The following is a 12,962-nucleotide window of genomic DNA, read 5'->3' as shown; positions in this document are numbered from 1 at the left end:
GCGGGAGGCCACCTTGAGACAACTGGACAACGCCGATACACCCCAGCGCGAACTGGCCATCGAACTGCGCAATGTAGTGCGCCAGTACAGGGTTGGCGGGCAGACGGTGTGTGCCCTCAACGAGATCAGCCTGCACCTGGCCGGCGGCCAGTTCGTGTCGATCGTCGGGCCGTCGGGGGCCGGGAAAAGCACACTGCTGCATCTGCTCGGGGCACTGGACTCCCCCGACTCGGGATCGATCACCTTCGACGGTGAGGAGATCGGCAGGCTCCGCGACGAGCAACAGTCGGAGTTCCGCCATCATCGGGTCGGGTTCGTCTTTCAGTTCTTCAACCTGCTGCCCACGCTCTCGGCGTGGGAGAACGTGGCGGTGCCGAAGCTGCTCGACGGCGTCCGCCTCGGCAAGGTCAAAGCAGACGCGGTCCGGCTGCTGGACCGGGTCGGCCTCGGTAAGCGGACCGAACACCGCCCGGCCGAACTCTCCGGCGGCGAGATGCAACGCGTCGCGGTGGCGCGAGCCATGATGATGGACCCACCGCTGATCCTTGCCGACGAACCGACGGGAAACCTGGATTCCCATACGGGCACCGCCATCCTGGCTCTGCTCGCCGAGGTCGCCCACGAAGAAGGCTCCGGCCGCCTGGTGGTGATGGTCACCCACAACGCCGACGCCGCCGCGGCAACCGATCGGGTCATCACACTGCAGGACGGCCGGCTCGGTTCCGACGAGATGTCGGTGGCGCCAGGGTGAGTAGCGGCGGACGCGAGGAGCAGCACGGCCCCGGAGCCACCATCGCCGCCGCAGCGAGCCGGCTACGCGTGTTCAGTCTGCGCGAATTGACCGTACATCGTCGACGCACCATCGCCTCGATCGCCGTAATGGCAGTTTCCGCAATGTATCTCGTGGCGATATTCGGCATCTTCGGGTCGATCACCGGATCGGTCAACCGGCTGGCGGACGGAGTCGCCGGAGTCGCCGCACTCGAGGTATCGGGTATCACCGATGCGGGGTTCCCCGAAGCGGTCTTGGCCGATGTCACCGAGATTCCCGGCGTGGCGACCGCGGCACCGATGATCCGGATGTCCGCACCCACCGATACCGAACCGGTTCTACTGTTCGGCGCCGACGACCGCAGCGCCGCACTGGAAGGCGCCCTGAAAGATGCTGTCGGAGTCAAGGTTGACGCACCGTCGCGGACGGCCGCCGGTGTCCAGATCGGACCGTCCGTCGGCCACGCGAAAGGCGATACATTCCGGCTCGGCTCAGGTTCGGTGACCGTCGCCGAGGTGCTCCAGGGCAAGCAACTCGCGGATCTCAACGGCGGGCACTACGTGCTCGCCGCACTGCCGTTGGCGCAGGAGGTCACCGGACGGCAAGGTCAGCTCGACTCGATCCTGGTCACCACGACACCGGGCGCGGATCTAGCCGCAGTCCGGGACGGGGTCACCACCGCCGTGAACGGCCGGGCGATCGTCGCCGATCCGAGCCTGCGGGCGGTCCGGGCCGGCGACGGCGTCAAGCTCATGAACTACATGGCCCTGATGGGCGCGGCCGTCGCGTTGGTGGTCGGGGCCTTCCTGATCTACACGACGATGACCATGGCGATTGCCCAACGCCGCCCGGTCATCTCGATGCTGCGCGCAATCGGCGGCGGCCGCGTGACGATCGTTCGCGACATGCTCGCCGAGGCCGCGATCCTCGGGCTGATCGGCGGCGCCATCGGTTCGGCCCTCGGAATACTGCTGGGACGAAAGGCGATTGGCCGTTTGCCGCCGACGGTAACCCAGGGGCTCGAAGCCCGTATCGAGTACTGGCTGCCCGACTACGCGATTCCGGCCGCCGTCGCCGCGACGGTACTCACCAGCGTTGCCGCGTCGGCGATGGCCGCACGGCAGGTATACAAAGTGTCACCGATCGAGGCGCTGGCACCCGTCGGAGTTTCCGTGGCCGACAACGTGCCGCGTTGGCTGCGTATCGTCAGCGGAGTCGTGGCGGTGGCAGTGTTGGCAGCGTCGCTCCTGACAGTGCTCTACCGACCAGGGGCGCTCGCCTTCGTCGCGATCGCCGCCCTGTTCGTCGCCGAGATCGCCTTGGGTTTCGCGCTCGCCGGACCCATCGTCGGCGCGACAGCCACGGTGGCACGAGTGTTCGGTGCGCCCGGGGCGCTGGCGGCGCCGACGGTCCAGCGCGCGCCGCGGCGGGTGTGGGCCACCGTGATGACCGTGCTCATCGCCGTGGTCACCACCGTGGTCATCACCGGGACGAACAACGACATGATCCGATCTGCGCGCGACATCTTCGCGCCCGTCGCCGATGTCGATGTCTGGGTGAGCGCCAACTCACCCGACCGCTACCCCACTGACGTTCTGCCGCAAGGTCTTACCGAGAAGGTGGCTGCGGTCCCTGGCGTCGCGAATGTCGTCGAAGGCGCCTCCGGATTCGCCGTCATCGGCGGCACCCGCGTGATGCTCAATGGATTCTCCGCCGGCACCCACGATCCGCTTTTCCGTGCGCTGGGCGAACGGGTACGTCATGACGTGCTCGCCGGCCGGGGCGTGGTGCTCTCCCAGAACCTGGGCAAGACTCTCGGCGTCCGGGTGGGCGACGAGCTGGAGCTGCAAACGCCCCACGGTCCGCAGCGCACGCCCGTGCTGGCCCTGGTGCCCTATTTCTCGACGGTCATCGGCACCGTCGGGATGAGCCTGGAACGCATGCGGGCATGGTTTGACCGCCCGGGCACGACGACACTGCAAGTCACCGCCGTCGAGGGCACTGATCCGGGACGCCTGCTGGCCGACGTTCGCGCTGTGGTGCCCGCACCGAACTACGTGTACGACGGCCGCGCGGCGTTGGCCGGTTTGGAAGCCCCACTGCACCAGAGCATGCTGATCGCCAACGCCGTGTGGATCATCGTGGTGTTCGTCGCCGCGGTCGCGCTGCTGAACACGTTGACGCTTTCGGTACTCGAACGACGCCGAGAAATCGGTGTGCTGCGGGCGATGGGATCCAGCCGCCGGTACACCTTGGGCATGGTTCTTGCCGAGGCCGCGGCCATCGGCGTCGTGGGCGGTGTCGCGGGGCTGCTGGTCGGTCTGGTCGATCAGTGGCTGTTCAGCCTCGTCAGCGGCACCATCATGAACTTCACCGTCACCTTCCGGCCGAGCCCGATGGCGGTGGCCTTCACCGTGGGCGCGCTGGCGATCAGCCTGCTGGGCTCGGTCCCGCCCGCACGCCGCGCGGCGCGGCTCAACATCATCGAGGCCATCAGCGTCGAATAACGATGTCGAATAGCATTATTCGACTACAGTGGCGACGCCTTGCAGGTGAGGTGTACACGGCGGCGGCACCAGGGTTCGCCGAACGTTGCGCAGTCCCCTGGTATCGAATCCGGCTGCGGCAATCGCTTCGACGGTCCGGCGGTTCGGCTCGCACCCGGAGGCAAGCCACGACCATGGCGTGGCGATCAGATCCTGAAATCGCCCCATCACGCCGTCCCCGCGGACATGCTCGAGGACCACCAACCTGCCTCCCGGGACGAGCACCCGCCGGATCTCGCCGAGGGTTGCGGCCACATCGTCCACCGAGCACAGCACCAGGCCGACATGCACCGAGTCGAAACTGTTGTCCGGGAATGGTATCGACTCTCCGACTCCGTCCAGGATGTCGACGTCCAGGCCGCGGCGGCGCGCAAGGGAGCCAGCCATCCGACGCATCGCCGCCTCCGGCTCGACCGCCGCGACCGATGTCACCGCGGACGGAAGAAACATGAGGTCGGTTCCCGGGCCAACGCCCACGATCAGCAGTCTGCCCATCGCAAGACTCATCGCTTCACGCCGGTATCGGCGATAGAACAGCCGGTCGAATATCGGCATGCCGAGCCGATATACATAGGGGAACAACGGATTACGATGCTTCACGTGTCACCACCACCCAAATCCATTCGAAATGGCGGATATTCGTCGCACATCAACGAGACGTACACCGCCACCCGGTAACGCCACCGCACGATTCCCATGAGGAGGTCGAACATGCCTGGCGACACCGTGCCTCTGGCCAACAACCGCACCGCGGAAATCACGGCCAGAACCTGCAGCAGTGGCTCCATGGCCCAGCAGATGATGATCTGCGGCAGTGCCAGTATCAGCTTCACCAGCACCGCCCACTGGGAAAGTTGTTCCGGATAGTCGACTTCCAGTTCGCCCGGATAGTCGGGCCGCGCGGCGAGCGTGAAAGGCGGGTACCTATCTGTGCTGTTCATCGGAAACCGGTAGTTCATCACCCGCCAGGACCAGCGCAGCACCCCGACGTTGAAATCGAAGATGATCCGCGGATATCGCCCGGTGAACAAGATCGCGATACCGGCGACGGCCGTCAATACCGGATACATGACATAAAGGACGATCAATATCGGGTAGTGCGGAACCGCCAGCACACACCATTTGACGAGAAAGAGCCAGCGTGAGGGCGCGTCGATCGCACCTCGCACACGGACGGCGCCGGCCGGCACGGCCATCACGGCCGGCACGGCCATCACGGCCGGCAGGCTGTGTCGGCGGTATGTCCCCGGTCGATGTCAGCGGCCATCCGGCGATGACTCACCGACTGTAAGAACGTCGCTAGTGCCCACGTCATGAAACGGTCCGAGACCATCGCCGCCGTCCTCAGCACGGTCTCACCGTGCGAAACCTGAAGCGAGGCAACCCGGGACACGGCCGCAGCACGGCGTCGGCGGGTCTTCTCATACCAGCGCAGCGCATCGGGCAGGTCCGTGTTGGCGCCGCGCTGAAATTCCGAAACCGCCTTGCACAGCACCATCGTGTCGAGCAGCGCCTGGTTGGCCCCTTGCGCCAGGGTGGGCGGCATGGTGTGAGCCGCATCGCCGAGCAGGGTCAGCGCGCCGTGGCCCGGTCGGGGAATGGGATGCCGGAAATGGGGATAGGGCGAATGGGCCAGATCGTCGTCGGTGAGCGTCGCGAGCACTCGATCGACGGGCTCGGACCACCCGGCGAACGTAGACCGGATCATGTCGATCGGGCGTGCCGGCCGGACAAAACCAGACGACCAGGGCAGGTCGAACCACCACTGCACCTCGGAGCCTCCGGCTGGCCATAGGCCGAGGCTCCCGTGCTCACCGATGACGACGAAGGCGACGTGCTCATCGGCGCCATTCGGGAGGGTTGTCAGTCCCTGCCAACTGCACCAGCCGGTCGGCTCCCCGCGCCCCGCACCGACAACATCGCGAACCATCGAATGCCTGCCGTCGGCTCCGATCACCAGGTCCCCCTCGGCCACGCTGCCATCCGCGAACTCGACCCGAGCCCCGTCGCCGTTGCTCACCACTGCGACGGCCCGGGCATTACACCGAATACGTTCCGCCGGAAAGTCTTTCAGCAGCCGCTCAAGCAGGACATGACGCGGGACCATCCGAACCGGCTCGCCCAGCCGGTCGGCGATCGTGGCCACGTCCAAAGTGGCCAGCGGGCGCCCCGTCGAGGTCATCACCCGCACCGTGGACAGTTGTTGGCCGGCCCGGTCCATATCAACGCCCAGCTGTCTGAGCACCGTCGCGCCGTTCGACCAGATGGTCACCGCGCCGCCGCCCGCGTGTACGTCCGGGCGCTGCTCGTAAACGGTGACGTCATGGCCGTCGCGCAACAGCCCCCGGGCGATGGAGATACCGCCGACACCGGCGCCGACGACCATGACCCGCAGCGGCGGCGCCTTCGCTGCTGGCATCAGCCTCGTGGGTCGGCTCGTGAGCCGTTTTGGCTCCACGGCTCAATGTATGACTGTGACAGGCTGGCTGTACAGGTTTTATCCCCGGGAGCTGCGGCAGGGCCAAACCCGAACGTCGGAACGCAGCTTCGCGGCATCTGCGATCGCCTGCGGAATGCTGATCAAATGGTTTCCATCCGAGTCAATTTCGCCCGGCATCCCAGCCAGATCGAGTTGCGGGCTGACCAGCACCGTGCAACATGCGCGACGTGCATGAAACTCGAACGTGTGCACGTTCGGCAGCGGCGGCAACTCCTCCTACTCACCGGCGCTTGGCCCGCCAAGACACTTCACGCCGACTATTCCCGATCTAGACTGCGAAGCAGTGAGTTATAGGCCGCGCGACCCATTCGAAGAGGTCGAAACGTCGGAATTCGGCACAGAGCATCGCGGCGTGAGGGCATACAGTGGGCTAGGCCGAAGGACGACCACGCACCTGATATAGCAGGTCGATCACGTTAGACCCTCGACTCGAAACGTTCTTGAGCAACAAGTATCCGTTTTGACTTCGAAGACAAGCCATCTGGTGAGGCCCCAGCGCCGCATAGTGGCTGCCGCCGAAAACGAGGGTTCCCGGATCGTCAATCTCGTCGAAATCAAGACCGTAACGAACCTCCGCAACGTTGTGGCTATTGTCGATCAGCCATACCCCGCCCAAACCCATCGGGCTAGTGTGAATTTTGAATTCACCGATGGAGCTTTTCACAACGATGCCGCTCGCTGTCGCGTGACTATCGAACGTAACCTGGCCCGCGTCACCGGTGGCCATCTTGTACTGGTTGATGAAATCGGCATTGTCAACTGCGATTTCATCCCGCAAGTCGAACGGGAAGTCGTGCAGCTGGACCCCGGCATCGCGCAGAATTCGCCAGCCCTGGCGATAGATCACTGGGTTTGGATCGTAAAGCCCGATCCAAACTTCACTGACACCGGCTTCTACGAGTCTTGTTGCACAAGGGATTTTGGGGTGGTTACGCTTCGAGCATGGCTCAAGGGTCGTGAACACTAAGGCGCCGTTGAGGTCCGCATCCGCAAGGCTCGTCAATACGCCGTACTCGGCGTGGTCACCCTCGCCCGTCTGACCCCGGTAGCCGGAGCCGATGACCTCACCGTCCTTTACGACCACCGCGCCGACGTGAGGATTCAACTCGTTCTCTGAAACGCTCTGCTTGCCTAACTCGACGGCCATACGCATCCATTTACGCATGTCTTTTTCAGACGCCACTCATCCCCACCTGTCGCTGACAATTTCGCTCTACCCGATACAGCCCCCATCTTCCAGTAGTCAGGGACACCGCTGATCTCGGGCACGCCGTGTCGCTTGCCGTGATTCGTGCGGCCGACGCAATGGCACCCGCGTTTGGCCCGGTCGGCAATACCTCTGCGGCGTAGAAATCGGGTGCGTTGACTCCGTCCTCGCTCGTCACGCGTGCACGATTCTCCCAACCATCGACGACCGGTTACAGCGAAGGCATGTCCGGGCCGTCCGCAGGCGGCGATGCGGCGTACTGCAGCGACGGTGCACGATGACGCGCGCTGGCCAGCACGTAGGTCAGCGCATGGCGAAGCTCCGCCGCGAGGTGGGCGGCGGAGCCTTTACCGACGGATGCGAGTACGGATATGGCTACCCCTTTGCCTGCTGCCAATGGGCGGGGACGCGAGCCTTGTTGCGGGGGGGTGCTGGCAGGCACACATACCGTCGATAAGCCCTTGCAGGGATACGCGAAGCGAAACTAGGGAACCACATCTTCGGCTCCGCCGACCGAGGCACCATCAGTCTGCGCCTTCGGAGCGAGCAGCCTTGTGACAAACTTTTTCAACGGCTCCGGCGTTCCCTTTGCATAAATTACTTCGAGCGCTCGTGTGACCCACTTGCTCTTCGTTTGCTCAAGAGAAATCCAACTCTCAAGCTCGCCAACTGGAACTATCCAAATTCCGTAGCCTTCGAGCGCACTGATCACGAAACTAGCCTTGGCTTGGACCGCAGGTTCCAGTGCCGAAACGCCAGTGGCTTTGACCGGAGACCACTTGCTCTTGCCTAATAGCTCACCTACGGCCGACTCGAGCTTCTTTTTGCTTAACGACTCGTTTGAAATCCGATCTGCAAGCTCTCTTAAACCGTCTGCGACGCCCGTTGCCTCGCCAGGTTCGACTGTCTCCTCAATTGCGGCACAAATCTCTTTGCGAGCCTCCTCGACACTTGCTTGGACTTCAACAGGCACTTCATGCGCCCCCATCAGTACCGCCAGTTCATCAGCTATCCGGAGAATGTCAAAATCGACTACCGAACGCGCCTGAATATCGGCATCGTTGAGTGTCTCAACTACCTTGGCGCACGTCTGCTTATTTTGCGCATTTACAAACAAAACCTGATTATTGCCAAGTTCTTGGGCTGCAACGGCTTGATAAATAGTCCTGTCACTGTCGGCCTCACATACAATCGTTTGAGAATGGAAAATCGCTTCAACCACTCTCTGACTAGACAGTAGAGGGTCAGCCCCTAATTTCTTTACCGTAGCATTTGACATCCGCTTAAACTCGGTGGTAGTTGGAGAATTGCGGTTCAGCCTTATAATTTGTGGCGGCTTCTGGGATGAGACCATTCCCTGCAAGAAATGCGCATTGTGAGTCGCGATTACAATCTGCTGGTCACCTGATGCACGATCCGCTATCCACCGACCGAGACGCCGTGCCTGTTCGGGATGCAGGAACGCATCCGGCTCGTCAAGCAGAACGATCCTGTTTTCAGTGAGTAGGATACTAAGCACAACTGCCGTGAAGCTGCGCATTCCATCACCTTGCACATCTAGCTGCGGCACTTGCGCTAGCAAAGGATTTGCATCCTCGGCACTCTCTGGAAGTATTAGCTCGGTCTGCGAGACACGTAAATATAATTTTGCAAGGCCCGAGTAATCAAAGGTTATGTGATGGTTAAATGTTGAAAAAAATACATCATTTAAAGCTGCTTGGATCTCTTTCTTCCTGTAGAGCATTTGCAGCATGTTGTTCGGTGTGTCTCGAGACGCATCGTGTGAATCGGATGCTTTTGCCAACTCTAGCCGCGACTCGGCATTAAGAAGAGCCACGTCGTATCGACCAAAATTTTCACGAAAATGAGGACGATTACCTGCGAGCTCCTCAGAAATCCAGTATTCCAGGTTGGGCGTGTCGGATTCGAAATTGTGCCTGCTTCGCAAGTCAGGAGCAATACCACGATATTTGAATCCATCGGGGTTATAGCCGCTCGCTATCGCCCGCAGCGACTCAGGTGTCATTGGAGAAGCCGGCACTAATCTGTCAAGTAGAATCGGTTGATTGTGTGGGTCAGCGATTGCGTACGAATAGATGTCACGCAAAGTAGTCGATTTTCCTGAATTGTTCGGTCCGACCAGTACCGTCAACCCATCAAGATCAAACTCGCTCCCGCTCTTGGTGACCGCCGTCAAGTACCTCATTCATTACCCCATTCAAATCATCGACGAACCGCCCGCGACGCCAGATAGCGCCGAGCGTAGAATTGCTCTGCAGTCGCTGCACGACGGAATCGACACTTCGAATCCAGCGGGTGTGCTTGCGAGCCTTGTCGAGCTTGAGTTGGAGCTTGGTCGGGAGCGGCGCGCAGCGTCTTGAGAGGCACGAAAGGCACGTAGCCAGTCAGTTTGACACCCGAAGGCGCTTGACTCGTCCAAAACTCCTCTGGTCTAACGTATGCACGCGAACAGTGCGCCGACCACCGAGATTGCTTCGGCGCTTGGTGTGTCGCGTGCGACTGTCTATCGCGTCCTCGCCTCAGTGGAAGACTGAGGGCTGCCCGGAATAACATCATTAACGCCCTCGCTACGAGGAATCGGTCACAGCGATAGTCTCTGCGTCTTCCTTGCGAACTTGAACAAGCAGGAGACTGGCGGTTCCGAGCGCACCGATAGCATATTGCCGAAAGTCGGCACGTTCTTGTATTCGGTGCCGATCAACATTGCCGACTGCTTGCGCGAACCATACGGCAAGGGAACGCCACCCTTCCCATTCCGACTTAACTGCACCCAGACGTAATGGTCCAGCGACGCCAAACGCCCATCCGTAGACCCCTTCCCACAGAGTTGGTTTGTCCACCAGACCACGTTCGAATCTTATGCTCCACGAACGTAGCTGCAGCGGAAGGAACTTTTCCCCAGTCACCCGTAGACACAAGTCCGCTGACGTGAGCGGAGAGCTCGGAATCGAAGCTTGCGGCATCAACGGGTTTGCGTCGAGCGGGCCGGCGCCAGCGGTCCTCTGTATTGCCCCGGACGCTGCACTTGGGTGCCGCCATTGCGACGAGCGTGGGAGATTCCTGCGGGCTGTGTGCAGACTGGTGCGCCATGCAGATCGGCAACGAAAACATGCCCATCTACTCTGTGCCCCCAGTCGGACTCGAACCGACACTTGGCGGATTTTAAGTCCGCTGCCTCTGCCAATTGGGCTATGGGGGCCTCGCAGATCAGCCCTAGTTCTACCTGGCGCTTCCCCTGCGCCAACTTCCGCCCCACCCCCTCTCACCTACGACAAAAATCACACCCCGACCCGACACACCCCGGCGTCACATTGAACGTTTCCGGCAGATAGTGATATCCCTTGTACACCACTAGAATTCGATTGAGCTCTGGTGTGATTCGTCACCAGATCGCGCGATCGCCGACATTGACAGTTGCCGCCCGCTCCTCGCACGACGGGTCACCTGCGAACCAAGAGATAGCTTAGTTAGCGCAGGTAGTGTTTTCCATCGTGAGTCGGGAGTTGGATATGTCAGACGGAGTGGCCGTTCGCCAGAACGGAATTGAAGATTATCTCGACGCCGATGGCGCCATCGACCTCCCTCCCGGCAGCACTCTGCTCTCGAACTTCGAACACAACATCGCCGAGTTCGGCAGTACCGCCGCCTACCGCTACCTCGACTTCACGCGTGACGACGATGGCGTGGCCATCGAACTGAGCTGGACCACGCTCAGCACCCGGATGCGGGCCATCGGCGCACGCCTGCAGCAGGTCACCCAACCGGGCGATCGGGTCGCGATCCTGGCGCCACAGGGCATTGACTACGTCATCGGGTTCTTCGCCGCCATCCAGGCCGGAAACATCGCGGTTCCCCTCTTCGCCCCCGAGCTGCCCGGCCACACCGAACGCCTCGATGCGGTGCTCTCCGACGCGACGCCGTCGGTCATCTTGACCACCGATGCGGCCGCCGAATCGGTAAACGCCTTCCTGCGCAAGCTTCCCCGTCAGCGCCGGCCACGCGTCATCGCCATCGACGCGGTACCGGACTCGGTGGGGGCGACATTCATCCCCGCAGCGCTCGATACCGAGGACATCGCCTACCTGCAGTACACCTCGGGTTCCACACGCACTCCGGCCGGCGTGGAAATCACTCACCGCGCGGCGTGTACGAACGTTCTGCAGATGATCCTGGCCGGCGGCCTGGATCAGAACATCCGTAGCGTGAGCTGGCTGCCGCTATATCACGACATGGGTCTGATCATGATCCTGTTTCCCCCGCTGTGCGGCGGTCACATCACCCTGATGTCCCCGTTGGCCTTCGTGCGGCGCCCACGACGCTGGATCAAACAGCTCGCCACCGAGTCCGCGTACGGACGGGTGTTCGCCGCCGCCCCGAACTTCGCCTTCGAACTCGCCGCACAGCGCGGCCGCCCGCCGGCCGGCGAAACCTGGGACCTGTCCAATGTCGCGGGCCTGCTCAACGGATCCGAACCGGTCACCCTCTCGGCGATCGAGAAATTCAACGAGGCCTTCGCCCCCTACGGATTTCCGCCCACCGCCATCAAGCCGTCCTACGGCATGGCAGAGGCGACGCTCTCCGTGGCCACCATCGCCCCCGACGAACGCCCCAGCATGATCTACCTGGACCGCACGCAGCTCGCCGAGGACCGTGCCGTCCCTGTGTCCGCTGACGCCCCCACCGCGGTAGCCCACGTCTCCTGCGGTCAGGTGATCTCGAGCCAGTGGCTGGTGATCGTCGACCCCCGCACCGGAGCCGAACTGCCCGAAGGAGAGATCGGTGAGATCTGGCTCCATGGCGACAACATCGGTCGCGGGTACTGGGGCCGCACCCAGGAGACCGAGGCAACCTTCCACAACAGGCTGCGCTCCCGGCTCGAACACCGCAGCCATGCCACCGGAACCTCGGCGGACAGCCGTTGGCTGCGCACCGGGGATCTCGGGGTGTACCTCAACGACAGCCTGTACGTCACCGGGCGCATCAAAGACCTTGTCATCATCGACGGACGCAACCACTACCCCCAGGACATCGAGGCGACCGCCTCGGCGTCCTCGCCCGCCGTCCGCTCCGGATACGTCGCGGCGTTCTCCGTGGCGGCCAATCAGCTCGCCGAGGCCGCCATCGCCGACACCAGCGAGCGGCTGGTGATCGTCGCCGAACGGGCGCCCGGATCCGGACGCGTGGAGCAATCACCGGTAGCCGAAGTCATCCGCGCCGCCATCTCACGCACGCACGCCCTGCCGGTGGCCGATGTACGGCTGGTCGCCGCGGGCGCGATTCCCCGCACCACCAGTGGAAAGCTCGCGCGCCGGGCCTGCCAGGCCGAGTATCTCGCGGGCGTATACGGCTAATTCACGCCTCAACTGTGGGTTGAATCACACTGTGAGTCTGCCCCCTCGCGTTGAGGGCTCGCGACATCGGTGTTTGACTTAGTAGATGGCCACGACGAGCCCGCCGCAGGTGTCCTTTCAGGACGCCAAATCCGCCGACGCGAACCTTGCTGATCGCATCAATGCGCTCTTCCATTCGCATCGGCGGCCCGACGGGCGCATGTGGACCAATGACGAGGTCGCCAACGGCATCAAGAAGTCCAGCCCCGGCATCAAGGTGGGCGGTGCCTACCTCTCGGCGCTGCGCACCGGTAAGCGCGCCCGTCCCGCCATCGACCTGCTCGGGGCATTGGCCGATTTCTTCCGCGTACCGCTCTCGGTTCTCACCGACCCAGAGCGCACCTACTCGCTCGATGAGCGCCTCGGCGCCCTGGATGAGACCACCCGGGACGAGGTGGAGCTGATCGCGTTGCGCGCGATCGGCCTGAACAAGCAGAGCCTGGAAACTGTCGCCGCCGTGCTCGATCACGTGCGCGCGCTGCAGGGCCTGCCCACGGTAGACAACTCGGTCAATAACGGGCAGTAA

General features: G+C 62.6%; 10 protein-coding genes, 1 tRNA gene and 1 pseudogene. 5 read left to right on the top strand and 7 right to left on the bottom strand.

The window, feature by feature from the left end; genetic code table 11:
- Positions 1–52: 52 nt before the first annotated feature.
- Together DSM43276_RS05185 and DSM43276_RS05180 are read left to right on the top strand one after the other, a co-directional pair.
- The gene (locus DSM43276_RS05185) at positions 53–751 is read left to right on the top strand and encodes an ABC transporter ATP-binding protein (protein ID WP_078329496.1); all 699 of its coding nucleotides are present in this window, start codon (positions 53–55) and stop codon (positions 749–751) included.
- Between the two features lie 128 nt (positions 752–879).
- Complete coding sequence (locus DSM43276_RS05180) at positions 880–3,279, top strand: ABC transporter permease (protein ID WP_234803020.1); 2,400 nt, start codon at positions 880–882, stop codon at positions 3,277–3,279.
- Between the two features lie 15 nt (positions 3,280–3,294).
- On the opposite strand, the gene DSM43276_RS05175 is transcribed toward DSM43276_RS05180, so the two are convergent.
- From DSM43276_RS05175 to DSM43276_RS05150, 6 genes are all read right to left on the bottom strand, one after another.
- Positions 3,295–3,918, bottom strand: a complete 624-nt coding sequence (locus DSM43276_RS05175) for a class I SAM-dependent methyltransferase (RefSeq protein WP_109556055.1) — start codon at positions 3,916–3,918, stop codon at positions 3,295–3,297.
- Positions 3,915–4,487 carry a DUF4389 domain-containing protein gene (locus DSM43276_RS05170; RefSeq protein WP_078329493.1) on the bottom strand — a complete coding sequence of 191 codons (573 nt, stop codon included), beginning with the start codon at positions 4,485–4,487 and terminating at the stop codon, positions 3,915–3,917. Before DSM43276_RS05170 ends, DSM43276_RS05175 begins: the two co-directional genes overlap by 4 nt.
- Positions 4,488–4,531: 44 nt before the next feature.
- Positions 4,532–5,737 (bottom strand): FAD-dependent oxidoreductase, encoded by a 1,206-nt coding sequence (locus DSM43276_RS05165; protein ID WP_078329389.1) that lies wholly within the window; start codon positions 5,735–5,737, stop codon positions 4,532–4,534.
- A 451-nt stretch (positions 5,738–6,188) separates the two neighbouring features.
- Complete coding sequence (locus DSM43276_RS05160; RefSeq protein ID WP_078329387.1) at positions 6,189–7,001, bottom strand: deaminase; 813 nt, start codon at positions 6,999–7,001, stop codon at positions 6,189–6,191.
- A gap of 235 nt (positions 7,002–7,236) precedes the next feature.
- Entirely contained in the window at positions 7,237–7,467 is a 231-nt protein-coding gene (locus tag DSM43276_RS05155) for a hypothetical protein (protein WP_136628995.1), read from the bottom strand.
- A gap of 42 nt (positions 7,468–7,509) precedes the next feature.
- The gene (locus DSM43276_RS05150) at positions 7,510–9,222 is read right to left on the bottom strand and encodes an ATP-dependent nuclease (RefSeq protein ID WP_234803012.1); all 1,713 of its coding nucleotides are present in this window, start codon (positions 9,220–9,222) and stop codon (positions 7,510–7,512) included.
- A 61-nt stretch (positions 9,223–9,283) separates the two neighbouring features.
- Here DSM43276_RS05150 and DSM43276_RS23755 point away from each other — a divergent pair.
- Positions 9,284–9,580, top strand: a pseudogene (locus DSM43276_RS23755) (helix-turn-helix domain-containing protein); the annotation flags it as partial.
- Between the two features lie 591 nt (positions 9,581–10,171).
- On the opposite strand, the gene DSM43276_RS05140 reads toward DSM43276_RS23755, so the two are convergent.
- Positions 10,172–10,245, bottom strand: a tRNA-Leu gene (locus DSM43276_RS05140).
- 310 nt (positions 10,246–10,555) lie between these two features.
- On the opposite strand from DSM43276_RS05140, the gene DSM43276_RS05135 reads away from it, so the two are divergent.
- Complete coding sequence (locus tag DSM43276_RS05135; RefSeq protein ID WP_078329385.1) at positions 10,556–12,397, top strand: fatty acyl-AMP ligase; 1,842 nt, start codon at positions 10,556–10,558, stop codon at positions 12,395–12,397.
- Positions 12,398–12,482: 85 nt separating this feature from the next.
- Entirely contained in the window at positions 12,483–12,962 is a 480-nt protein-coding gene (locus tag DSM43276_RS05130; protein ID WP_078329384.1) for a transcriptional regulator, read from the top strand.

It is taken from the genome of Mycobacteroides salmoniphilum (assembly GCF_004924335.1).
Lineage (GTDB): Bacteria > Actinomycetota > Actinomycetes > Mycobacteriales > Mycobacteriaceae > Mycobacterium > Mycobacterium salmoniphilum.
This window is presented reverse-complemented; position numbering and strand designations above follow the sequence as displayed.